We start from the raw sequence: 24910 nt of genomic DNA, 5'->3' as shown, positions 1-24910 counted from the left end.
ATTAAGATACACATATGAAAAAAGAGGACGTTCCGCAGGATTTAGGCGCTTTGGGTAAAATAACCAAGGAGGTTTGTTATGCTACGGACGCATCCGGTAAATATACTACACAATTAAGCAATGGCTGGGACGTTAAATCGACCGCTTTGGCTACGGCCTGGCAACAGGTAGAAAAGCGTATCGCGGCAGCAAAACAAAAAGTGCTGAATAACGAAGCAAGCCCCCTCCTGTTCTTCATGGAAAAAGGCTTAATGGATATACAAATATTAGCGGGTTATACCGGGTTCTGGCAATGGCAGGTTAAACGACATTTAAAGCCTGAAGTATTTAATACCCTGTCTGATAAAAAACTGCAAAAATATGCTGATGTTTTTAACGTTAGTGTACCCGATTTAAAAACAATGACTATTAATGAAGCTTGATTTTGAACACCTACAGGCCGCACACTGTGAAAACGGCGTGACCATGAGCTTGTTGAAAAATGCAGGCGTTCAACAGATTACGGAACCTTTGGCGTTTGGTATTGGCGCAGGTTTATTCTTTGTTTATCTTCCGTTATTAAAAATTAACAACGGGCCGGTAATAGCCTTCCGTACCTTACCCGGATTAATATTTAAAAGAACCTGCAAGGCTTTGGATATACCGGTAGTACGTAAAAAGTTCCGGTCGAAAGAAGCGGCAGAAGCATTCTTAAACGAATGCCTCGCCGGAGGCCACCCTGTTGGCTGCCAGGTTGGCGTTTATTATTTACCTTATTTCCCTAAAGAATACCGCTTTCATTTCAACGCCCATAATCTGATAGTTTATGGTACCGAGGATGGCAACTATATGGTAAGCGACCCCGTAATGGAGGGTACAAATGTAATGACGGCTTACGAGCTTGAGCGTGTACGGTTTGCCAAAGGAGCTTTGGCTCCCAACGGTCAGTTATACTATCCGAAAGAAACAAAAGCGGTGACCAAGGAGCAGATGAAGATGGGTATTAAGGGCGGTATTAAAAAAAACGTATTCAATATGATATCGCCATTTACCGGACCAATAGCCGGCGTAAACGGAATAAGATATACCGGAAAAAAAATAAAGGGCTGGCGCGATAAATTGGGTTTAAAAGAGGCTGGTTTATATTTAGCGCAACTGGTGCGTATGCAGGAAGAAATAGGCACAGGCGGCGGTGGCTTCAGGTATATTTATGGCGCTTTTTTACAGGAGGCCTATGCTTATATTCCGAATGATGAATTATTAGAAACATCAACCCAATTCACCGCTTCCGGCGACTTATGGCGTACCGCCGCGGTACAGGCAGCCGGAATTTACAAGGGCCGCTTGGGTAGCCAGGAAGATTTTAATACCATGGGCGATTACTTATTAGAAATTGCCGAAATAGAGAAAAAAGCTTTTACAGCATTAAAAAATATAAAATGGCAGTAACTCCTTCTCTTGCGATAAGTATTGAGCAGATGGGATTCAAGTACCCTGATAACACTACCGTATCCTTTGCTGATTTGAATTTGCAGGTAGCGACAGGAACACGTTTTGGCTTATTTGGACCAAACGGAGCGGGCAAAACTACTTTAATGAACTTAATGACCGGCGTACTATCGGCAGATGAAGGAAGCATTAAGTTATTGGGACAGGAAACAGGCAATCAAAATAAAGAAGTAAACAGGCTATTTGGTTTTGTCCCACAGGATTTTTCTTTTTACCAGGAACTATCCCCCGCCGAAAATCTGGAATTTTTTGGCGCCTGGGCCGGACTAAACAAAATCCAAATTGCTAACCGTACCGATGAACTGTTGCATATATTGGGATTGGAGGACGTACGTGATAAACCCGTGGAAAAATTCTCGGGCGGTATGAAGCGCCGGGTTAACCTGGCTATCGGTGTAATCCATAATCCGCAGATATTATTTTTAGATGAACCTACCGTCGGCGTTGACGTACAAACCCGCACAGCCATTATCAGCTACCTGCGCACGCTCAATGACAACGGTACAACCCTGATCTACACTTCGCATCAGTTAAATGAGGCCGAGGACCTGTGCGAACAGATAGCCATGATAGATGAAGGTAAAATTATAACGCAAGGCGCCATTGGCGATGTATTAAAAGAGCATAAGCACGAAAGCCTGGAAGAACTGTTTATCAATTTAACCGGAAAAGCATACAGAAACTAATGTTTAAGCTCTGGATCTCAATAAAGAAAGATATAAGGATACTGCTTCGTGATAAAGTAGGTATCTCGCTGATGTTTGTTATGCCCATAATATTGGTTATTGTGGTAACCAGTATCCAAAACAGCACTTTCCAACTGGTTAATAAAAATAAACTGCCCATCATTATTTGTAATACAGACACGGGTAAGGCCGGCGCGCAGTTTATTGAATCTGTCAATAAAATCGGGATGTTCAATGTATCACAAATCCCCGGCGAAAAAGCAACAACTATTGCTGACGCGATGCATGATAAAGACGCGCTGCTGGGAATAGTGATCCCGACAAATTTCTCTTCCCAGGTAAATAATAAAGCCAAAGCGGCTTCAGATAAAGCTATGGCAGCTTTTAGCGGTCAAACAGATTCTGTTAAAGCGGTTACAAAACAAGCAGCCAATATTGATCCGCTGACGCTATACTATAATCCTGTTTTACAGGAGTCTCTCCGGTTTTCTATACAAGGTGCAATACGCAGTGCGCTGCAGCTGGTGCAAACCCGCGAAACGTTGCGAACGCTTTACTACGCATCAAACGAAAAGGAGCTGCCTAAAAGCCTGGAAAATGAAATGCTGAATAGCAATACCACCATCAACATGCTCCCGGTATCTAAAGACGGCACCCGCACTACGCCCAATGCTTCACAGCACAACGTACCGGCATGGACCATCTTCGCCATGTTCTTTGTAATCATGTCGCTGGGGGGCAGTGTGGTCAGAGAAAAAGTTAGCGGCAGCTTTATCCGTCTAAAAACATTACCTACTAATTACCTGGTTGGTTTATTATCAAAGCAGATGACCTACCTGGCAGTTACCTTAATTCAGGCTGTTGTAATATTTTCTATTGGTATATGGTTGTTTCCGGTTATAGGGCTACCCGCTTTAAATTTACCAGCCGACTTATTTGGCCTGTTTGTAGTTACCCTGGTTTGCGGCTGGTGCGCCGTTAGCTATGCTATCTGTGTAGGCGTGTTCGCTAATACGCAGGAACAGGCCAACGGCTTTGGTGCCATATCAATAGTTATACTTGCCTGCATAGGTGGTTTGATGGTGCCCAGTTTTGCAATGCAGGGCATGGCAAAAACATTAACCAATATATCACCAATGCATTGGTGCCTGCAGGCTTACTACAGTTTGTTTTTAGAGGGTGCCAAATTAAAAGATGTGTTAAACAATATTGGCTCGTTATTTATTATTACCATTATCATTCAATTCATAACTTATTTAGGGTTGAAAAGAAAAAATTTGATATAATTACCTTATGGAAAAAGAAGCGCTGAAAGAGCAGTTAAAAGTACAGATCATACAATTTTTAAACTTAACGGACCTTACCCCTGCCGATATAAAAGACGAAGAGCCTTTATTTGGCGATGGCCTTGGATTAGACTCTATAGACTCGCTTGAGCTGATCGTCTTATTGAAGAAAGAATATGGCATTGATATCCGTGACCCCAAGGAGGGCCGTAAGGCATTGGTAGATATCAATACGATGGCTGATTATATTGAGGAACACCGCAAGAAATAGAAGCACCACCCGATAAAGGTGGGATGTTTTAACCCCCGAAACAGGTATCTGGCAAATAATTTCAAATCAGTCGTAACTCTAATACGTTACCGATTCGTTTTGAGCTGTAGGTATAATACCGGATTACGCTTTAATAAAAATCGCTTGTAATTTCATACAAACGGTCCTGGCGGCCATTAGGCTGGCATTGACCTTAATATCGGTTTCACCCGGCTGATAAGCTATATTTAACTGAAGTGATGGCGTTGATGGCTCTACCAACGACAGAAATTTGATATTATCAGCCTTTGCTAACCGCAGGGGCTTATTTAAAGCTCCGGCTAAGGTTTCTTTGACCAGTTGTAACATACATGCACCCGGCACTACAGGTTGATCCGGAAAGTGTCCGGCGAAAATTTTATTCAGCTGATCTATCTCTAAAACAACTTCTATTACATGCTCTGTTTGCTGAAGCGATAATATCTTAAACAGGGGTTCTTTAAGCATAACTTGATTAGCAGGCAGATACCAGCATTAATGAATGGTAAGTATTTTGATAATGATTATAGATCAGGATCTTTTTGGGCGATTTATTTTTTAGATTATTCTCTGCTACTATCACAGGTACTTCGCCTCTTTTTATAATGTTTACTGCCAGCCATAAGGCAAATGAAACAGATGTCGGATACTCGCCGCTTAGATGTTTATAGTTTGCCAATGATGAATTTGCAAATATCGAGTTACCCAAAATTTCGTAAATTCCGTCATTTTTAAGGTCGCCATTTTTGCCGGTGATAACCAGGTCTATATCTTCCATTTTAATTGAATTGACATCTAATAACTTATTAATATTCAATTCAATATCGCTGATATTTTTTGGCCGGTAAAAAGTACAAGCAGCAACTAATTCTGCCAGATTATCAGCAGCCGATTTTTCTGTGAGTAAGAAAAAAACTGAACCCTCACTTCCTATTGTCCCCTTTGATTTTGTTTTAAGCAGATCAAGATTGGATAACGGCCAACGTTTATATAAACCCAAACGCGTCAATATTTTAAATGCGGTGTCGGTCATTTCTTCGGTACCGCCTACCAGTATATTATCAGCGTCGCCTTCGTTCAAAAGCATAGTGGCATCAAGTAATGCGCTTTCAAAAGAGATTCCTTTATGTACAAAAGTATTGTTGTATTGATGGCACTTTAAGGTTAAAGCTATCTGCGCCGCCACTGTGTTATGTGTTGATTGTATAAAGGCCGTCGGCGGCAGCATCTCTTCATCCAGTTCAATAATCCGGGTCAGAAACGAAATAGTGTCTTCCTGGCAGCCTAAAGCAGTGCCGGTTATAATTGCGCCAGGCATCGTTACCTGGGCTTCTTTAAGGCATTGCAACGCCGCGGCCACACCCATTTTTATAATGCGGCTCATACGTCTGGCCAGCTTCGGATCAACAAACTCTTTGTAATCCGGTTCTATTGCGGTTAAACGGGTACCTTGATAGTCGACCGGTTCGGTTAAAAACGGGACGTCGCCAAAGGTTCTTTGGGCTGATATAGCGGCTGCTGAACGGATGTAGATCTTCATATTAAACAGCCGAAAATATTAAAGATGTACAATTACCGCCAAATCCAAACGAATTTGACAATACATTTTTTACAGGCTGATCTTTTAAATAATGTGTCTCGGGTGTAAAAGGCAATTCCTTCATAGGTGTTTTAAAACGCAGGTTAGGATAAATTACGCCGTTTTTAATAGCCAGAACAGCAAAAACCGCCTCGACCCCGCCACTGGCGCCTAAAGTGTGCCCGGTAAATGACTTGGTCGAACTCATTGGCGGATAATTAGGCTCAAACAAACGCTTTATAGCCGTTCCCTCTGCGCTGTCATTATTGGGGGTACCCGTACCGTGCAGATTAATGTAATCTATATCCGTTGGTTGCAATCCCGCTTTAGCCAGGGCGCCCTGCATGGCCAGGTACGAGCCCGTACCGTCAGGCGAGGACGCAGTTTGATGATAGGCGTCGTTACTATTGTTATAACCACTTAAAGTGCAGTACAGGGGCTTATTTAAGGTCCTGGCGACCTCTTCGGACACCAATACAACGTAACCGGCTCCTTCCCCCAAATTTAATCCTTCCCGGTTGTCATCAAAAGGCTTACAATATTCCTTGTCTAATATCATCAGGGTATTAAAGCCGTTAAGCGTAAATTTTACTAAAGCATCAGCCCCACCGGCGATTACCATATCCAATAAGCCATTTTTGATTAGCCTGGCGCCATAAAATATAGCGTTGGCTGATGATGAACATGCGGTGCTGATGGTGGTCATATAATCAGTTATCCCCAATTCATCAGCTACGACCTCGGTCATGCTGCCACATTCGTGGTCAAATACATTTCTGAGCTTTCCTTTATTGTTATCGTTTAAAAAGTCAACAAAAAAGTCTTCGCTTTTATCCATTCCGCCCACTGTATTGGCCGATATAAAACCGCTGCGAAGCTCACCAAAACCGGGAATCGCCGCATCAGTTAAAGCTTCTCTCGCTGCCACAAGGCTTAAAAGTTTGGTGCGGCTCAGTTTTGATGACAGGCCTGCCAGTTCAGCTAATTGAATGTTATCCAGCTTTACTTCGGCGACCGGTAATACACCACGGTGTATGGTATTTACCAAGGTGATATCTCCCATGCCCGCTTCTTCACGCTCAAACGCCGCCATATTTTCGGCCACGTTATTGCCAACCGCCGTAATTACTCCAACACCTGCAACATAAACCGGTGAACTCATTTATATTTTATCAATTATTAAATTATCAAATATATTATTCAGGTTTTTTTCAGAAAACGGTATTCCGTCTTCTGTCTCCTGCCTTTCCACTAAAAACAAAACTGCTTTATAATCATCGTCCAACACGTCTACCCATCCGCAGATACAAACCTTTAAGACGTCGTTTTCCAAAAGATTACTGACATAGGTTTCAAAAAAAGCTGCATCAAACTTTTCAAAGATAAAAAATGCATCCTCGCCTTTAAAATTATTGCGGATACATATTTCGCCGATCATGATATTAGGCAAGGTATACACAAATAATGACGGACTGGGTATATCGCTGACACTTTGGATATACTTTTTGTCGCTATCCAGGCTTGAATTAGCATTAGACAGAATAATTCCGGCCTCTTCCGGTTCATAATGCTTTATACCACTTCCTTTCAGCAATACTTCAGACGCCAGCCAACCCAGTTTGCTCAGATTATCCATCTTATAAAACCTGGGATAATTTAACCCGAAGTTCTGATACGCTGATAACAAAAATGCAGGTAAATCAGCGCCGCGATTTTCAAAAACGGGTACTTCGTTTTTGTAAATCACATTTTTGCTGATGGTGCAATTTGATGTTATGCGGCTCTTTATATACAATTGGTAATTATTTGATTATAAACTATTTATAATTATAAAAATGACAATTTGTCACACTTAAAATTAAACTATTTACTGAATAAAACCGCCGCATTGCATCCGCCAAAACCCGACGCAGTTTTTAAACAGGTCTTAAGCCGTTTTGGTGTTAGAGCAGTGCAAACATTGATGGGGTTACTCACTCCCATTTTCTCAAAACCTAAAGTAGGCAAAATCAAATTTTGTTTTAAAGATTGTATGGAAACGATGGATTCAATTAAACCGGCCGCGCCTAAAGTATGTCCGTAATATCCTTTTAAACTATTTGCAGGCACCAGGCTCAACCCAGCCAATGTAATAGCCTTCGCCTCCATTTCATCATTATAACTGGTAGCTGTGCCATGTGCAGACAACAGGTCTATATCTTCCGAAACCAAACCGGCCATGCTCAACGTGCGTTTAATTGCCCCGCAAAGCTCTTCTCCTGTCCGTGAAGGCGCCGAAATGTGATTGGCGTCATTACTTACCGCCCCGCCTAAAACTTTGATTCTATCGGCGTATTTTGAGTTTGAAGACAAAACCATGGTAGCCGCACCTTCACCCAGGGTAATGCCTGTTCTGTTTTCGTCAAAAGGCTTACAGGGCTCAGCACTTATGGCCTGGAATGACTGAAAACCCGACAATATAAATTTAGTAATCACATCAGCGCCTGCTATCACCGCGTTTTCATACCGGCCTGACTGTATCAGCCGGGCGCCGGCGAGTATTGCCATAATACCTGATATGCAGGCATTGGATACAACCAGCGGCTGATTGACGAAACCAAAATGTCCGGCAACCAATTTGGCAGAAGTATGCATTGCGATGCGTTCCTCCAGATCGGGATCACTACCGTTTGTTTCCAGCAAACCAATATTTCCTTTGGTTGATGAAACAATAAAGATGGTTTTATCATCAGTGACATCCAGTTCAATACCAGACAAAGATTGTTCAATAGATTCTATAAGTAAATCTTCAAAAATACTGCAATTAAGGCTATTATGGTTTTTTACTTCGTCGTGATTAAATAACGAAGCATAAAATGGCCCGTTGGATAACGCTAATTTATTATGTTGTTGGATACCGGAACCACCTTGTTTAATCCGCTCGAAGTTTTGAGCGGTGGTGGTGCCTATGGGCGAATAGATATTATCAGAAACAAGATAAACCGCGGGCATTATTGATTAATAAATATTTTCATTTCGCACTGTGCTACTTCGATTTCATTGCACCATATTTTGCCGGATACAATACCCGCATCAAATACCTGTACCTCCATCTTCACTTCGGTAAAAAGCACGTCACCTACTTTTGGTAAGCTGTGGATCTCAAAGTTTTTTACCTGCCCTATGTAACCGTTAGCTACGGCCCTGTTTTCTATCCGGGCCATATTACCTGAACCGGCTGCTGCGGTCTGCGCCATATTTTCCATCAATCCGGCTTCACTAAATTCGCCGTCTATTACAAATACATTGTCAGCGGTAATGGTAAAGCTGGTTTTGGTAATATTGTCATCAGAGAACAGCAGTTCATCCACCATTACAAAGGGTGGCTTTTGGGGGATCAACGCCAGGATACTTTTACCTTCAATCATGAATATAAACCACCATTAATTGACAATACTTCAGCTGTAATATAGGATGCTTCTTTCGAGGCTAAAAAGCCCACCGCGTGCGCTACCTCTTCGGGTAAGCCAAACCTGTTTACCGGTATAGTCCGTCTTAATTCTTTTTCATCTAACTCTTCGGTCATATCTGTTTTAATATACCCCGGCGCCACCGCATTTACGGTTATACCACTGCGACCTACTTCTTGTGCCAACGCCTTGGTGGCACCTATTACGCCCGCCTTGGCAGCCGAATAGTTAGTTTGCCCCGGCAAACCTTTTATACCCGACAAAGAAACAACGTTAATAATTCGTCCGTAACGGTTAACCATCATGCTATCTAACACCAAACGGGTTACATAAAAGAAACTGTTTAAACTGGTATTTATTACTTTATCCCACTGTTCATCTTTAAGCCATACCATCAGGCTATCATCACGGACCCCGGCGTTATTAATCAGCACCTCTATGATCTTATCCCCGTTAGCGTTAATCCAGCTTTCTAATACTTCTTTAATCTGCTCCTTGTCAGCCACATCAAATTGAAGTAATTCGCCATTGCTCCCGTTGCCTTTAACCAAGTGTAAGGTTTTATTAGCTTCTTCTGTGTTGCTTTTATAGTTAATTAACACATAATAACCCATAGCGGCCATTTTAGCGCAGACCGCCCTTCCTATTCCTCTTGACCCACCTGTAACTAAAGCACATTTCATATTGTCAGGCAATTGACGGATTGTTCTTCTCCAAAAAATTCTTTACCCGTTCCATATCCTTGTATTTCGGGGCATCCTCAATAAATTTAGGGAATATTACCCTGACTTCATTGTAAAGCGCCAGTGTTTTAGGCGCCAGTTTATTTTGGCAGCCTAAATAATCAATGGCCTGTAATATCGTCATCAGTTGGATAGATAACACGGTAAAGGTGTTATCTATTACCCTGCCGGTCATTAAAGCGGCATTGCAACCCATGCTTACAATATCCTGATTATCATTGTTATTAGGGATGCTATGTACATACATCGGGAACGATAGCGTCTGATTTTCGGCCACTGTAGATGTGGCGGTAAACTGCACTCCCTGCATACCGAAGTTCAATCCTAAAACGCCCAGGTTTAAAAACGGCGGGAATTTTTGATTCAGTTTATCGTTTAACAAATAATTTAACTGGCGCTCTGATAACATCGATAGTTTGGTGATGGCTATCTTTAGTTTATCCATTTCAAGCGATACATAATCACCATGGAAATTACCACCATGAAATACGTTTTGGTTAATATGATCAATCACCGGGTTATCATTTACCGAGTTAAGCTCATTAACCAATACCACTTCTGCCTGGGCTATTGTATCATAAACCGGCCCCAATACCTGTGTTACACAGCGTAACGAATAGTATTCCTGCACTTTATCTTCAAATATCTCCTGATCAATATTGTCCGGATGATATAAATGATCGGTACGGCTGCGGATCATTTTACTGTCCTTTAAAATATCGCGCAACATGCCGGCTATTTTATTTTGACCCTTATGATGTTTAACAACATTTAATTCGTGCGAGTAGTGATCATCATAAGCCTCAACCACCTCATTAGTCATTGCCGAGAACATAGCCGACCAACCCAATAACTTCTGTGCCTGTATAACATTCACCATACCGATCCCGGTCATTGCCGAGGTACCGTTGATCGTCGCTAACCCCTCCCGCACATGAATAGTAAGTGGCTTTATATTTAACTGGTTAAATACTTCATTTGTTGGGCGTAAAACACCTTCATATAATACCTCGCCTTCGCCAATTAAAACTAAACCTAAATGCGCCAGTTGTACTAAATCGCCGCTTGCTCCAACTCCGCCATGCTCATAGATACACGGGGTTATATCGTTATTAATTAGTGCCTTAAGCAATTCAACTATATCCGTATGCACGCCTGAATAAGCCTGGATCAAACTATTTAAACGGGCAACCATCAGTGCTTTTGCCAGTGTTGGGGTCAGCAACGCACCGCTGCCCGAGCTATGGCTCCGAATCAGGTTATATTGCAGGTTTAACAGATTTTCTTCGCTTACCTTATATTGGGCCATGGGGCCAAAACCGGTATTTATTCCATAAATTAATTTATTGGATGAGAAGTTTTGAAGAAACTTAAAGTTAGTTTCAATTTTGGTTAAAGCTGAAGGAGATAAAGAAACCGACTTTTTGTTAAACACAATCTCGTTAAAGTCAGCTAAAGAAAGGACATCCTGTCCAACAGTTATCATAGGCGAATATTAATAATCAATCTTTTAAACCCATATACAGCTTAATAGTTTGCCGTGAGGGATGACAAATATAATTGATTTTAATGATTAGTGACCAGAGATTGGTGATTAGTTGCCTGTAGACTGGCTTACCCTTTTATCTACAAACTTTACGGCCTTACGTACTGCCTCCGGAAATTGCATTTTATGCATCTGTTCGGCTGTTAGGTAGCTGACATGCGGGCTTACCCGTAACCTGGCCTGCAGGTAGGCCCTTATGCGGTTATCACATGCTTTGGTATCGTCTACAGGTAAGAGATGCAGCAACACCTCGTCCATCCCGATGTCATTGGAGTATACCTCAACCACATAATCCAACACTTCTTCCATCTCGTTCAACAGATCGAACATGGCAGGCGGATAAAGCGTAGTGCCTTTAAATTTTATCATTTGCTTTTTACGGCCTATTATGGGCGACAAACGCAAACTTGTACGGCCACAGACGCACGACCCGGGATAATACATACACATATCCCCTGTTTTGTAGCGCAATAAAGGCATTCCCTCAACACCTAACGTGGTAATGGTTAACTCACCAGGTGTATTGGGGGGCACAGGGTTGTTTTCTTCATCTAATAATTCTGCAATAACCAGTTCGGGCTGTAAGTGCCCGCCATGTCCTTCGCTGCATTCTGTAAATGCGGTTTGCATTTCGGTTGAGGCATAGGTTGAGTACAAGTGTATATCCCACGCTTCGGTTATCTTTTTACCAAGGATATTTAATGAAAAATCGGTATTACGGATATTCTCGCCAATACAGATCGCTTTTTTTACAGATGTTTTATTCAGATCGATATTGAAGTCCTTTGCAAATTGTATCAGTTTCAATATAAAAGACGGCACCGCAACAATAGCCGTTGGATTTAACCGCTGTATGGTTTCTATTTGTAACGATGGCACGCCCGGGCCCAGGCGAATGATGCCTGCCCCCAATTTGCGCAAACCGGAATAATAAGCAATACCGGCCATAAACTGCCTGTCAAGCGTTAGCATTAACTGGTAAATGTCTTCTGGCTTCCCGTCGGCACAAATAAAAGAATTATATTCATTGAGCGTCAGGCGGTTTAAATCATTATCTGTAAGGGCAATGGTAACCGGGCTGCCCAGCGTTCCTGATGTAGAAGCATATTCTATGATCTTTTCTACCGGCACACATAAAAAATCGTTATTGCGTTTTTGCAGATCTTCTTTGCCGGTAGTTGGTATAGCGGCCAGATCTTCAATTGTTTTAACAGATCTGATATCGATATTATGTTCGGCAAACAACTCCCGGTAAAAAGGAGAGTTTTGACTTATATGTAATAACAACTGCTGCAGCTTTTGTTCCTGATCTGCTTTCACTTTATCTGCCGTAACCATCGTGCCCATAAAACAAAGAAACAAAATCTACAGGTTATTTTAGCATTGAATGGCCATCTCTTTCTTTTAGATCGTGTCCGGTTCTGAATAGTTTTGCAGTAAGCTGATTTAATCTGTTATTTGTATTAAGCAAATTCAAACGTAACTCTTCAATTATATATAATGAAAAACCTGCCGTTCTTCTTTCCTCTGTTTTATTTCTTATCAATAGTACAAGTCGGTACTGCCAAGCCGGTGCCTTATCACGCCACGGCCAGAAAGCCGTTGATTACTAAAATATTTTATGGAGAGACTGAGGGACAGAGGATTTATCAGTATACGCTTACCAACAGTAAAGGCATGCAGGTTAAGGTTATCAATTACGGTGCTACCATAACAGACATTATAACGCCCGACAAAAACGGAAAAATGAGCGACGTTGTATTGGGCTTTGATTCATTAAAACAATACCTGGGCCGCGATAACGCCTTACTGGGAGCTGTGGTCGGCCGCGTAGCCAACCGCATTAACAATAAAAAATTCACGCTTGATGGTAAGGAATATGTCCTGACCTCTAATATCCACGGCGGGCCGCGTGGATTTGATAAGAAGGTATGGGCGATTCAGGAAGTGCCTGGCAACAAGGAAGTGGCTTTAAAATTAACCTATTTAAGTAAAGATGGCGAGAGCGGTTATCCTGGCAATTTAAACCTGACCGTTACCTATACGCTAACTAATAACAACGAAGTTAAATTAACCTATGCGGCCACTACAGATAAGCCAACGCCTGTTGTTTTAACCAACCATACTTATTTCAATCTTGCCGGGACTACCGATAAGGTGGTAAACACCGAACTAACCATAGCAGCAGATCAATACCTCGAGGCTGACAAAGATAATATGCCCAGCGGCAGGCTATTGGACGTAAAGGGCACGCCTTATGATTTTACTCAACCCAAACCCATTGGCAGAGACATTACTGTTAGTGATAATCAGTTAATCTGGGGACATGGGTATGACGTAACTTTTGTATTGCACAACGCTACCGGTAAGCTGGTATTAGCCGCCACCGTTTACGAGCCAGCCAGTGGCCGGATAATGCAATGTTACACCACCGAGCCCGGCGTGGTGATATATACCGGAAATTATTTAAACGAACGGATAATTGGCCGGGGAGGCAAGCCATTTACCCAATGGGGAGCGCTTTGCCTGGAGACCATGCATTTCCCCGACTCGCCTAACCACACAAATTTCCCCGGCGTGATCTTAAGGCCGGGGCAGTTATTTACCTCTCAAACCATCTACCGCTTTTTTGTAAATAAATAATGTATACCGGCTGCAAAAGTGATGTATATCATTTGCCAATATTAAAGTATTAAAGTAAAACTAATCGGCAGAAATATTGTAGTTAACCCGGGCCTTATGCTTAATTTATGCTGACAACTATTATATTCGCAGCATTTTATACCGTAATCCTAATTATACTATGCACACATTTTATATTAATTTTTTAAGACTGGGTATTATTTCCATAGTTATTTTAATCTCTTTTGCAAAATCAGCCATTGCACAGCAATTGCCTTATCCTAAAACAGTAGGTTATTTCAGTATCGCAAACCCGCTGGCCACGTTAGCTAACGGAAAGATAGGAGGCAATTTTTCAGGCGCATATACAATTAACTTCCCGTTCGGACTTAATTTACTGAAAAGCGATAGGTTTGGAGTAAGTTTTGAAATATCGCCAAGCATTCGTACAGAGAAAAATATCGCTAAAGTTAGTTCGGTGGCATTTAGTCCGGGTGGGATATTCCGCTTCCAGCATAATTTTGCTATTGTGCAACGTGTAGCATTTGAAACCAGTGGCCGCTTTGGATTTACCACTATATTTAACAAAATATTGGTAAAAGGTAAGGATGCAAGTCCGTTTGTGGCCATCCCGTTCGCCACTCGATTTGGCAATAACACAGGTACTTCATTAACTACCGCCTTACAGTTGGGCATATTCTTTTAACTGACTGGTGTTAAACAAAAAATGCCCGACACAAAGATATCGGGCATTTCTAATACATACTTTACTTTATGTGTTAACGCTACTGACCACGCTTTAAAGCTAATGGCCCCTTAACACTTAAAATAAAATAGAATATTTATTTTCTTTCGCCGGCAAGTGGCAGGCTTGATATATAAAGAACTATACCTATACCAAAAATTATAAATCCGCCATAGCACAATGGAGCAGACGCGCTTATTCCGTTTCCTGAATCAGCAGCATTCAATGCGTGGTCAGGCGTAAAAACAAATGATCCGGCTACTATTAAAATGCCAATTAATGTAATTATAAGTCCTAAGGTCTTTTTCATATCAGATATATAAACTATTATTGGGCAAATATATAAACTTTGTGTTTTAATTATATATCATAAAACAATTCTTTTACTTCAAAGCTTCTATAATTATTAATCATTTCCCGAAGCTAGTATTGTATGTTGTTTACCTACACCTGTTTCTATAAAAAAAGGACTTTTTCTAAATGCTTTGCAGTAATATTAATCTTGTTATTAGCTGTTTTTTTGCCATCTGCAGCACTGCATGCCCAGATTGCAATTGGATATGAGCAAAAATCAATTAAAGACACTTTGCCTAAACCGGCCAGGCGGGGACTACACGGCGGGAATAAAAAATTTGGCCGCGCCGCTATTGAACTTGGCGCCGCTGAGGTACTGCCATGGGCCTTTGATAAGTTTTTAAAAAAGGCCGACTATGCCGATATCTCCTTCAAAACCGTCGGCCATAATTTAAATCCCGGCAGCTGGACCTGGGATGATGACAACTTTCAAACCAATCAATTTGGCCACCCGTTTCATGGAAGCCAGTTTTATAATACATTCAGATCAAACGGCTATACATTTTGGCAGTCGGCACCCGCCGCGGCGATAGGTAGCTTTATTTGGGAAAGCACCGCCGAAAACCAACCGCCGGCTATAAATGATTTTATCAATACCACTTTTGGCGGTATAGTACTTGGTGAGATGACCTATCGGCTGGCCAACAAACTTATAAACAATGAACGTACGGGAATAAGAAGACAGGCAACCGAGGTATTGGGCTTTGTAATTAACCCCGCAAATGGCATCAACCGCATTTTAGATGGTAAATGGGGAAAGGTATCGAAAAACTTAAAACGCGACTCATCACAAATAACTGCCGAGTTTGATGCCGGGACCCGGACTTTTAACCGGGATAATTCAAACATCTTGCATAATCGCAACTATGGCTGGTACGGGCATATCAAATTGCTATACGGCACGCCTTATAAAGATTATGAGACGCCCTTCAGCAATATAGCCATTAACGTAGAGTTTGGTAAAGATGACAGCTCAAAAGTCAATATGGTGAGCGTTTATGGTTCATTAGCCGGATGGGAATTAAAATCAAACGATAAACTGCAACACTTGCTTGTTGTATCAGCTAATTATGATTTCTTGCATAACTCGGCATTTTTTTATGGTGGGCAAAGCGTTAAAATGAACCTGCTTTCAGAATATGACATCACCCGCAAAACCAGGATCAATACCGTTTTTGGTGCGGGGCCTGTATTATTAGCCGCCATACCGGACGCCTATCTATCTCTGCCTCATGGCAGAAACTACGACTATGGCCCCGGATTTTCAATTAATGCCAGCGGACAGCTAACCCTGGTCAACAGGTTTATCTACGGAATAAATTATCGTGGTGGCTGGACAGTTACAGTTAACGGCCACCCATCCCATTATTTTTTACATGCGGTATCAAGCGAGGCAAGCATTATAATTGCTAAAGGGTTTTCGTTTAGTATTGAGTCGGGGTATTTTAACCTGCATGGTTATTATCAAAAATATCCGGACGTAAGCAGCAACTATCCTTATCTAAGATTATCAACCAGATATACGGTCAATTTCTAATAAAAAGTTCCCTGTTAATTCCATAAACGATTCAGTTTGGTTCGGCGGGTACGATCACCACGCTCAAATGCCTAGAAGACGTAGATTTTAGATGTCTACGGTTTAACGTGTTCTGTAGCCAGCTTTCTCTCAATACGTCTGTCTGGGATAAACCAAATACAGGCTACTAACACATATAAAGCTAAACTTAAATAGGTACTTACCCACGCCAGTCCGATCGCTACAAAATAGCATGCTAATGAGATCCTACCTTTCCAGTCGTTTCCTATGGCGTTGGCAAGCAAAGAATCCTCACCTTCATGTCTTACCAATAATACGGCTAAAATGGTATAGGCTATAGCATTCATAAGTAATATAAAGCCATATAATACAACCGGCCATATCTCATAAAAATGGCTTTCGCCCATCCAATTGGTAACAAAGGGTACTAACGATAACCAAAATAACAGGTGCATATTGGCCCATAATATAGCGCCGTTTACGGACTTAATAGCATGTAACAAATGGTGATGATTATTCCAGTAAATACCAACGTAAACAAAACTCATTACATAACTGGCAAAAACGGGCCACATTGGGATCAAAGATTCCAGGTTATGCCCTTGAGGCAACTTCAGTTCCAAAACCATAATGGTGATGATAATAGCTATAACGCCGTCACTGAAAGCCTCCAGCCTGCTTTTGCTCATATTTACATCTGATGAATGCATAAGTCACTTGAATTAATATGAGCCTAAACTGTAAATTCTTATTAAAAAAAACTTATTTGACGCCATTTGGCAAATTTTTATCAATTAATTTTAATAATGAGTTTAATTAATTCATTTTAGTTAAACCTTTTAAAAACTAAACACGTATTAGTATAATAAAACTAAAGTTTATGAATTTTAAAAAAAATAGTTAATTGTTGAATAAAAAGTTGGAAATCAAATTTTAATATTTTAATTATTATTCAATCGCTACATACTAACCCCTAATAGTAAAGTCGAAAATATGCATCACCAGAAGTCGCCCTCGCTTTTTTTATCAAAACTTGCAATTATTCTGTTTGCAGGTGTTTTTCTTTCAGGTTTATCCGAAGTTGTATTAATAGCTACTGTTTTACACCAAAATAACACCAATATTACGTCAAAGGATTCTAAAAAAACCGATAGGTACACAGATAGCGGGCAAAATACCACGCAATCAGTTAACGCAGAATTTCCAGACAATTAATAGTCAGAGTAATCTGCGGGATACAGAAAAAGGCTTTCGGCTTTAGAAACATTTTTTTGGTACTCGGCCATTTTGCCCAGTGCTTTGAATCTTTCGTCGCTAAAAAATAGCTTCCATTTATCTTTATTGTCCTGTAAGCTGTTAAAAGTTGTCATATACATCAGGTTGGGCATATGGCTGCCAGCTATAACCTCGGCATAAAATATGGCGTTAAAATTATATCCTTTAAATATCCCTATTTCATCACCAACGTTAAACATTTTTACTTTACTGGCATTAAATTTTTCGGTAGCGCTTTCATAGCTGCGCAGCTCATAAATACGGTCTGATTTTTTTGCCGTAAGGTTGGGCACACCAGGCTCGGGGGCAGCCGGAAACGCACGCAATACAATGGTCTCTATCCTTGTATAAGCCGGATCATTGGCGGGCGCATCGATATAATCCCTGCCTGCATCCAGATAAGTTTGATCTTTTAGTATTTTCTGATCCGTGTTTTCTAATGCGTCCCAGGTACGATATGGGACATATACATATATCTTTTTGTCAAGGCTGTCTTGTTTCAGCACTTTAAATACACCTACGTTTTTAACGCCGGCCCTATGCAATGCCGGTAAATAAGCACTTTGCAGGTAAGCGTCCAGACGACTCTCCTGGGATGCTGTTTTGTAATGATAAATCTTTAACTGATAATAATACGGCGATGCAGCTTGCGCATACAGGCCGGAGAACAAGCAGGTAGCAAACACAAAAAGGGTTATCAATACAACCGGGCAACTTTTATATAATACTTTCATTTTATCAGGTTTATTCTTTAACGCGGTTTAAGCGTGGTAAACTTACAATTAACAATACAAAAACAGCTGTTACCAGTTTTAATAAATTTGCATCAACACCCATACGTAATGTAAGAGCCAATACCAACTGAAATATAACAGCCCCAGCTAACACCAGTACCAGGCTCAACCATACCGATGTAGTATGTAACCAGCCGATAAATGTTTCGGCAATAATTACCGACCCCAACCCTACTATCACAATTCCTATCCCCATATTCATATCAGCAAAGGCCTGAAACTGGGTTATCAGATAGCCGCTTACCGCGGTAAGTGCGTTGGCCAACGCCAGGCCTATTATTTTCATCCGGTTGGTATTAACGCCCAGTGCCCTTATCATTGATTCGCTGTTTCCGGTAGCGCGCATGGCTATACCAAAATCAGTCTTCAGCAAATAACCAATCAACAAGGTAACTACCAGCACAAAGAAAAACAAAATCAGAAAAGTATTTTGATTGGGATTACTTAAAATTTGTAACAATGTGAATATAGATGAAGTACCGATCAGCGGTAAATTAGAGCGGCCCATTAATGTTAAATTAACAGAATAGAGCGCCGTCATCACCAATATACCGGCAAGCAGGGGATTGATTTTAAGTTTGGTGTGGATAAATCCGGTAACGGCCCCCGCTATCCCACCGGCGAACAGCACAGCCGGCAAAATTAAATATCCCGGCAAATGGCGGGTAAGCAAGATGGCCGTTACCACTCCACCCAGCGTATAGCTGCCATCGGTGGTAATATCGGGGATGTTAAAGATCTTCATGGAAATATAGATCCCTAACGCTATTCCCGAAAAGCAAAGCCCCTGCAATAAAGCGGTGAGATAAAAATCCATCAGTTTACTGCTTCAAAGTTTGAAGGTATGGCCAGGTTGTACTTTTTAACAGCTACGGGGTTATAAACTCGTTTCCTGATCTTTACCATTTCCGGCTTTAAACCATCGGTTTTATGAGTCTTAAGATATTGTGCAGCCTGCAATCCCGCCTGATATCCCCATTGATAAATATCAGCGCCAAATGCCGCCACGGCACCGCGTTGCACCAGGCCGGCTTCGCTGGTAAATATAGGCACACCAGCCTGGTTGCAATTTTTTAATATGGTTTCAAAAGAGGCGAATACCGTATTGTCAGGATTAGCGAAAAAAGCGTCGATCTTCTTAGCTAATAATGCCTGCGTCACCAACTGGGCATCGGCTGATGAATTTAACGGTAAAGCTATCAGCGAGACGTTCAGATTATCCGCCAATGATTTTATACGCTGCATCGCATCGGCCGACTGGGGTTCGGCCTCATTATAAATCATCCCTATTACCAGCTTCGCTCCTTTCGGTTTCAACAACTTCGGGATGATGGAAAAGGATGTGTCGATATATTGCAGGTCCTCAACCGCGCCAAATAAATTAGCCGGTGCTTTACCTTTGTCATCCAAAACTTTCATGCGTTCGGGCGTAGGCGAAACCATTTCAAAAATAGGTATGGTTTTGGTTTTCTGTACTGCGGTCACAGATGATAGTGTAGTGCAGGTAGCCAGCAGGTCAACATTCTCTGATACAAAATAATTAACGATCTGTGTTAAAGTTGGGATATTACCCTGTGCGTTGCGGTACTCGATCTGAACCGTTTTTTTTTCTTCACTAAATCCATTTTTCTTTAGCGCATCAGTAAATCCGGTTTTGGCCTGGGATATGGTAGCATCCTCAAAAGCATCAACAAAGCCAACAACCGGTCCTTTATTAGACCTGGGCGACTGACAGGCAACCATAGTTACGGATAAGAAAATAAACGATAGATACTTTTTCATTTTACTAAGTTAACTATTAGTGCTGAAAGGCAAAAACAGAAAGCAAAAGGTGAAAATAAAATTAGACAACCCGCACAAACGTTACAACCTCTGGTTTTAGCGTTTTTTAGTAATTTAGCCGGCCATGACCTCTATAATATCAAAACTACCACAGGTAGGAACTACCATTTTTACCACCATGTCGGCACTGGCAGCAGATGTGGGTGCAATAAATCTGTCGCAGGGCTTTCCGGATTATGACTGCGCTCCTGAATTGATCGAACTGGTAAACAAAGCCATGAAAGATGGTCATAACCAATATGCGCCGATGGCCGGCGTTAAAGCGCTACGCGATCAGATAGCTTATAAGACAAAAAGACTCTATAACGCTGATTATGATCCGGATACGGAAATAACCGTTACAGCGGGGGCCACACAAGCCCTGTTTACCGCGATATGCGCCGTTATAAATCCTAATGATGAGGTTATTGTGTTTGAGCCTGCCTTTGATTCTTATGCGCCCGCCATTAAATTGATGGGCGGCATTGTAAAATCGCTGGAACTGGAACCATATAATAATTATCGGATTGACTGGGGCATGGTTAAAAAATTGATAAACAATCGTACTAAGCTGATCATACTTAACTCGCCGCATAACCCTACCGCTACTATTTTGCACCAGGAAGATATTGAAGAATTAAGCGCCATAGTTAAAGACCAGGATATTTTAATATTAAGCGACGAGGTTTATGAACATTTGATCTATGACGGAGAAATACATCAAAGCATGGCGCGCTACCCCGAACTGCAACAACGCAGTTTGATAGTGGCTTCCTTCGGCAAACTATTTCATGCAACCGGTTGGAAGGTAGGCTACTGCCTTGCCCCGGCTTATTTGATGCAGGAGTTTAAAAAAATCCATCAATTTTTAGTTTTCAGCGTAAACTCAGCTATGCAATATGCTATAGCTGAGTATCTTAAGGATGAAAACACTTACTTAAACCTGCCCGCTTTTTTTCAGGAAAAAAGAGATTATTTCAGGAAAGGATTGGCTGAAACCAAATTCGAATTACTACCTTCATATGGTTCTTATTTCCAGTCGGTTAAATATGGTCACTTAACTGATGAAGCTGATACCGATTTTGCCTTAAGGTTAATTAAAGACGCCGGCGTGGCCTGTATACCCACCTCTGTTTTTTATACACAGGGCACAGACCACCATGTTTTAAGGTTTTGTTTTGCCAAAAAGCAAGAAACTTTAGATGATGCCGTTAATAGATTGATAGATTTTAAACTTTGATGGAGACTATCACGTATTAGTTATTAGTTAATCTGAACCAAAACTGCTATGGAGAATTTAAAGATCACTGTATTTCAAGGTTATTTATTTTGGGAAAAAATAGACCAAAATCTGCAAAACATAGCATTGCGGCTGACCGGGATACGTGAGAAAACCAATTTGATCATCTTACCCGAGATGTTTAACACGGGTTTTACGATGAACGCGCAGGAACTTGCTGAGCCTATGGGTGGCAAAACAATGCAGTGGATGCACAAAATTGCCAAAGAATATGATTGCGTGGTAACCGGCAGCCTGATCGTCGCTGAAAAGGGTAAGTATTATAACAGGCTAATTTGGATGCTACCCAATGGAACCTGTAAATATTATGATAAAAGGCACTTGTTTGCACTAGCTAAAGAAGATGATACCTATACCGCAGGAACAAATAAGTTAATTGTTGAATTAAAAGGCTGGAAAATTTGCCCGATGATTTGTTATGACCTGCGTTTCCCGGTATGGATGCGTAATAATAATGAAGATTACGACTTATTGTTGATTGTGGCCAACTGGCCCGAGCGCAGGGCACTTCATTGGCGCACACTGATACCGGCGCGCGCTGTTGAAAACCAGGCCTATGTTATCGGGGTTAACCGCGTGGGGCATGATGGCAATGGAATATATCATTCCGGCGACTCGACCTGTATCGACCCCAACGGCAATGTGGTTTATTATAAACGTGATGAAGAAGATGTTTATACTTTCTCTATAATTGCAGATGAGGTATTAAAAACGCGAAGGGCGCTGCCTTTTTTAAAAGATGCTGATAGTTTTAACCTTATTTAACCGGTTAATTTTTTATAAATCTGTTTACTTTATTAATTTGCGGTTTAACTAAACTCATCTGAAGTGATAAAGGTTTCCCGAATTTTGCTGTTGGTTGCGCTGGCCTGTGGTTTCAGTGCATCGGCCCAAAAGAAAAAGGATTATACACCGTATGTTGACCCGTTTATCGGCACGGGCGGGCACGGCCATACCTATCCGGGTGCGGTACTGCCATTTGGCATGGTACAGCTAAGCCCCGATACCCGTTTAGAGGGCTGGGACGGCTGCTCGGGCTATCATTATACGGACTCTGTGGTATACGGCTTCTCGCACACCCATTTAAGCGGTACGGGCATTGCCGACTATTGCGATATCTTGTTTATGCCGACAACCGGCGATCCTCAGTTTAAAAACACCGCGTACAGTTCTCCGTTTAAAAAGAAGAACGAGACTGCATCTCCGGGTTATTATAAAACAACACTGGATAAATACGGTATCGATGTGGAGCTAACGGCTACCATCAGGGCCGGGATGCACCGCTATCATTATCCATCAACACCGCAGGCAAATATTATTATCGACCTGCAACACCGCGACCAGGTTTTAAATTCATGGATTGAGGTTATCAATGACCATGAGATCCGTGGTTACCGCGAGTCAAGAAGCTGGGCGAATGATCAGCATATATATTTCTATGCAAAGTTTTCAAAACCATTTAAAACTTACGGTATAGCTGTTAACGATCAGTTGCAGGAAGGGCTGAAAAAAGCCGAAGGAAAAAACATCAAACTCTATATCCGTTTTAATGATCCGGGCGAAGTAATTTCCAAGGTTGGCATATCGGCAGTTAGTGCTGACGGCGCGTTGAAAAATCTGGACGCGGAGATCCCTGATTTTAATTTCAAAAAGATCCAGAAAGCGGCAAAAACATCCTGGGCAGATGCGCTGGCAAAAATTGAAATAGAGGGTGGTGCGCCGCCTGTTCAGCAAGAACAACAACAGTCGGCAGAAGCAATGACGTATGGTTACGGACGCCCGCCGAGTAAAAAAACCGCCGTAGTTGATTACGGAAAAATAAAGCGTACCATATTTTATACTGCGCTATATCACAGCATGTTGTCCCCAAATATCTATAGTGATATTGACGGCCGGTACCGCGGCATGGATCAACAGATCCACACTGCAGATGGCTTTAATTATTATACGGTATTTTCATTATGGGACACATTTAGGGCCGAGCACCCCTTACTCACATTAATAGACAGGAAACGTACGCTTGATTTTATTAAGAGCTTTTTGGCTATTTATGATCAGCAGGGATTGTTGCCTATATGGTCGCTAGCATCAAATGAAACTTATTGCATGATAGGCAATCATGCTATCCCGGTTATCACAGACGCCTATGCAAAAGGGATACGGGATTTTGACGTTATGAAGGCCTTTACTGCCATGAAGGCCTCGGTAAACCGCGATCAGTTTGGCCTTGATTCGTACCGGAAAAACGGTTTGGTTCTGGCCGATGATAACCAGGAATCTGTATCAAAGACACTGGAATATGCTTATGACGACTGGTGCATTGCCCAAATGGCAAAAATGCTGAATAAGCCAATAGATTACGTTGAATATACCCAACGCGCTCAATATTGGAAAAATGTACAGAACAAAGATAATGGTTTTGTGCAGGCACGGGTTAATGGCGATTGGTATAAACCTTTTGACCCAAATGAAGTAAACAAAAACTATGTTGAGGGCAATGCCTGGCAATATTCCTTTTTGGCCCCTCAGGATGTTAACGGGCTGATTAGCCGCCTGGGCGGCAAGGCTAATTTCGGGACCAAGCTAAACGAGTTATTTACCACCACGGCCCCGTTAACCGGCATCGACCAATCCGACATTACGGGCCTGATAGGTCAGTACGCACATGGTAATGAGCCAAGTCATCACATGGCCTATTTATTCAACTTTACCGATGATGCAGACAAGACCCAATTTTTCGTCAACAAAATATTAACAGAACAATACAGCAATAAACCTGACGGTCTTTCCGGAAATGATGATTGCGGCCAAATGTCTGCATGGTATGTTATGAGCGCTTTGGGTATGTACAATATTGCACCGGGCCAACAGCAGTTCCAGATAGGTTTACCCCAGTTTGAAAAAGCAGTGATTAACCTGGAAAATGGTAAAAAATTCACTGTTTTAAATTCGGGTTCGTCTGTAGCCAGAAATAATATTTATCTGCAGGGGATCAACTTAAATAAAAAAACCTATAATAAGCTTTATCTTGATTATGAAGATATAGCCAATGGTGGCGAGTTTGAGGTTTATACCGGCCGGCTGGCCAACAAAATTTTTATGCAGGATCTGGAGAAATCAACCTCGGGCATAACAGATAATCTTATTGTCCCTAACCCTACCATTAATCTGCTTAAAACATTTGCCCCGCCCGTACAGGCAGCTATCAATAGTAATGATATCGAAGTTAATGTGATCCATTATACAACGGATGGTTCTACGCCAACCCCATTGTCGCCTGTTTATGTTAAACCTATCCCGGTATCAGTAAAAACAATTATAAAAGCTATAGCGGTTAAAAATGGTAAATCAAGTTTTGTAACTGAGGCCCATTTCTAACAGCATCAATTTAAAACA

The 24910-nt window shown here is 41.6% G+C and carries 25 protein-coding genes; 11 read left to right on the top strand and 14 right to left on the bottom strand.

Annotated elements, in window-relative coordinates; genetic code table 11:
* Positions 1-14: 14 nt before the first annotated feature.
* Genes LJ658_RS13025 through LJ658_RS13005 form a run of 5 tightly spaced genes read left to right on the top strand, consistent with a single transcriptional unit; the run spans position 15 to position 3731 of the window.
* Positions 15-422, top strand: coding sequence for a hypothetical protein (locus LJ658_RS13025; RefSeq protein WP_230546958.1), 408 nt, complete (start codon positions 15-17; stop codon positions 420-422).
* The gene (locus tag LJ658_RS13020; protein ID WP_230546957.1) at positions 412-1428 is read left to right on the top strand and encodes a BtrH N-terminal domain-containing protein; all 1017 of its coding nucleotides are present in this window, start codon (positions 412-414) and stop codon (positions 1426-1428) included. Before LJ658_RS13025 ends, LJ658_RS13020 begins: the two co-directional genes overlap by 11 nt.
* A complete protein-coding gene (locus tag LJ658_RS13015; RefSeq protein WP_230546956.1) occupies positions 1419-2174 on the top strand; it encodes an ABC transporter ATP-binding protein in 756 nt (251 codons plus the stop codon). Before LJ658_RS13020 ends, LJ658_RS13015 begins: the two co-directional genes overlap by 10 nt.
* Complete coding sequence (locus LJ658_RS13010; protein WP_230546955.1) at positions 2174-3460, top strand: ABC transporter permease; 1287 nt, start codon at positions 2174-2176, stop codon at positions 3458-3460. Before LJ658_RS13015 ends, LJ658_RS13010 begins: the two co-directional genes overlap by 1 nt.
* 7 nt (positions 3461-3467) lie before the next feature.
* The gene (locus LJ658_RS13005; protein WP_230546954.1) at positions 3468-3731 is read left to right on the top strand and encodes a phosphopantetheine-binding protein; all 264 of its coding nucleotides are present in this window, start codon (positions 3468-3470) and stop codon (positions 3729-3731) included.
* 123 nt (positions 3732-3854) lie between these two features.
* Here the strand turns inward: LJ658_RS13005 and LJ658_RS13000 are convergent, their stop codons facing one another.
* The 9 genes from LJ658_RS13000 to LJ658_RS12960 form a co-directional block, all read right to left on the bottom strand.
* On the bottom strand, positions 3855-4217 hold the full coding sequence (locus LJ658_RS13000; protein ID WP_230546953.1) for a hypothetical protein: 363 nt from the start codon (positions 4215-4217) through the stop codon (positions 3855-3857).
* Between the two features lie 7 nt (positions 4218-4224).
* Positions 4225-5289 carry a beta-ketoacyl synthase chain length factor gene (locus tag LJ658_RS12995; RefSeq protein ID WP_230546952.1) on the bottom strand — a complete coding sequence of 355 codons (1065 nt, stop codon included), beginning with the start codon at positions 5287-5289 and terminating at the stop codon, positions 4225-4227.
* A gap of 1 nt (position 5290) precedes the next feature.
* On the bottom strand, positions 5291-6490 hold the full coding sequence (locus LJ658_RS12990; RefSeq protein ID WP_230546951.1) for a beta-ketoacyl-[acyl-carrier-protein] synthase family protein: 1200 nt from the start codon (positions 6488-6490) through the stop codon (positions 5291-5293).
* Positions 6491-6964: a hypothetical protein gene (locus LJ658_RS12985; RefSeq protein ID WP_230546950.1), complete on the bottom strand. Its 474-nt coding sequence runs from the start codon at positions 6962-6964 to the stop codon at positions 6491-6493.
* Between the two features lie 227 nt (positions 6965-7191).
* Positions 7192-8319, bottom strand: coding sequence for a beta-ketoacyl synthase (locus LJ658_RS12980; protein WP_230546949.1), 1128 nt, complete (start codon positions 8317-8319; stop codon positions 7192-7194).
* Positions 8319-8735, bottom strand: coding sequence for a 3-hydroxyacyl-ACP dehydratase (locus LJ658_RS12975; protein WP_230546948.1), 417 nt, complete (start codon positions 8733-8735; stop codon positions 8319-8321). Before LJ658_RS12975 ends, LJ658_RS12980 begins: the two co-directional genes overlap by 1 nt.
* The gene (fabG, locus tag LJ658_RS12970; protein ID WP_230546947.1) at positions 8732-9460 is read right to left on the bottom strand and encodes a 3-oxoacyl-ACP reductase FabG; all 729 of its coding nucleotides are present in this window, start codon (positions 9458-9460) and stop codon (positions 8732-8734) included. Before fabG ends, LJ658_RS12975 begins: the two co-directional genes overlap by 4 nt.
* A gap of 4 nt (positions 9461-9464) precedes the next feature.
* Positions 9465-11006, bottom strand: a complete 1542-nt coding sequence (gene hutH / locus LJ658_RS12965; RefSeq protein ID WP_230546946.1) for a histidine ammonia-lyase — start codon at positions 11004-11006, stop codon at positions 9465-9467.
* Positions 11007-11114: 108 nt separating this feature from the next.
* Positions 11115-12413 (bottom strand): phenylacetate--CoA ligase family protein, encoded by a 1299-nt coding sequence (locus tag LJ658_RS12960; RefSeq protein ID WP_230546945.1) that lies wholly within the window; start codon positions 12411-12413, stop codon positions 11115-11117.
* Positions 12414-12566: 153 nt separating this feature from the next.
* On the opposite strand from LJ658_RS12960, the gene LJ658_RS12955 reads away from it, so the two are divergent.
* Together LJ658_RS12955 and LJ658_RS12950 are read left to right on the top strand one after the other, a co-directional pair.
* The gene (locus LJ658_RS12955) at positions 12567-13709 is read left to right on the top strand and encodes an aldose epimerase family protein (RefSeq protein WP_230546944.1); all 1143 of its coding nucleotides are present in this window, start codon (positions 12567-12569) and stop codon (positions 13707-13709) included.
* Positions 13710-13869: 160 nt separating this feature from the next.
* A complete protein-coding gene (locus LJ658_RS12950) occupies positions 13870-14394 on the top strand; it encodes a hypothetical protein (protein ID WP_230546943.1) in 525 nt (174 codons plus the stop codon).
* A 136-nt stretch (positions 14395-14530) separates the two neighbouring features.
* On the opposite strand, the gene LJ658_RS12945 is transcribed toward LJ658_RS12950, so the two are convergent.
* On the bottom strand, positions 14531-14743 hold the full coding sequence (locus tag LJ658_RS12945) for a hypothetical protein (protein WP_230546942.1): 213 nt from the start codon (positions 14741-14743) through the stop codon (positions 14531-14533).
* A gap of 192 nt (positions 14744-14935) precedes the next feature.
* On the opposite strand from LJ658_RS12945, the gene LJ658_RS12940 reads away from it, so the two are divergent.
* The gene (locus LJ658_RS12940; protein ID WP_230546941.1) at positions 14936-16324 is read left to right on the top strand and encodes a DUF3943 domain-containing protein; all 1389 of its coding nucleotides are present in this window, start codon (positions 14936-14938) and stop codon (positions 16322-16324) included.
* A 95-nt stretch (positions 16325-16419) separates the two neighbouring features.
* Here the strand turns inward: LJ658_RS12940 and LJ658_RS12935 are convergent, their stop codons facing one another.
* The 4 genes from LJ658_RS12935 to LJ658_RS12920 form a co-directional block, all read right to left on the bottom strand.
* Positions 16420-17013 (bottom strand): TMEM175 family protein, encoded by a 594-nt coding sequence (locus tag LJ658_RS12935; protein ID WP_230546940.1) that lies wholly within the window; start codon positions 17011-17013, stop codon positions 16420-16422.
* Positions 17014-17535: 522 nt separating this feature from the next.
* Complete coding sequence (locus LJ658_RS12930; protein WP_230546939.1) at positions 17536-18333, bottom strand: NIPSNAP family protein; 798 nt, start codon at positions 18331-18333, stop codon at positions 17536-17538.
* A 10-nt stretch (positions 18334-18343) separates the two neighbouring features.
* Positions 18344-19210, bottom strand: coding sequence for an ABC transporter permease (locus LJ658_RS12925; protein WP_230546938.1), 867 nt, complete (start codon positions 19208-19210; stop codon positions 18344-18346).
* Positions 19210-20175, bottom strand: a complete 966-nt coding sequence (locus tag LJ658_RS12920; RefSeq protein WP_230546937.1) for an ABC transporter substrate-binding protein — start codon at positions 20173-20175, stop codon at positions 19210-19212. The genes LJ658_RS12925 and LJ658_RS12920 overlap by 1 nt, the downstream gene beginning before the upstream one ends.
* A 124-nt stretch (positions 20176-20299) precedes the next feature.
* Here LJ658_RS12920 and LJ658_RS12915 point away from each other — a divergent pair, with 124 nt between their 5' ends.
* From LJ658_RS12915 to LJ658_RS12905, 3 genes are all read left to right on the top strand, one after another.
* Positions 20300-21454, top strand: coding sequence for a methionine aminotransferase (locus LJ658_RS12915; RefSeq protein WP_230546936.1), 1155 nt, complete (start codon positions 20300-20302; stop codon positions 21452-21454).
* Between the two features lie 48 nt (positions 21455-21502).
* Positions 21503-22279: an amidohydrolase gene (locus LJ658_RS12910; RefSeq protein WP_230546935.1), complete on the top strand. Its 777-nt coding sequence runs from the start codon at positions 21503-21505 to the stop codon at positions 22277-22279.
* 63 nt (positions 22280-22342) lie between these two features.
* Positions 22343-24892: a GH92 family glycosyl hydrolase gene (locus LJ658_RS12905; protein WP_230546934.1), complete on the top strand. Its 2550-nt coding sequence runs from the start codon at positions 22343-22345 to the stop codon at positions 24890-24892.
* The last annotated feature ends 18 nt before the right edge of the window (positions 24893-24910 follow it).

The organism is Mucilaginibacter sp. UR6-11 (assembly GCF_020880695.1).
In the GTDB taxonomy this organism is placed as follows: Bacteria; Bacteroidota; Bacteroidia; order Sphingobacteriales; family Sphingobacteriaceae; genus Mucilaginibacter.
Note: the sequence above shows the minus strand (reverse complement) of the source record. Positions and strands in the feature narration are given on the sequence as shown.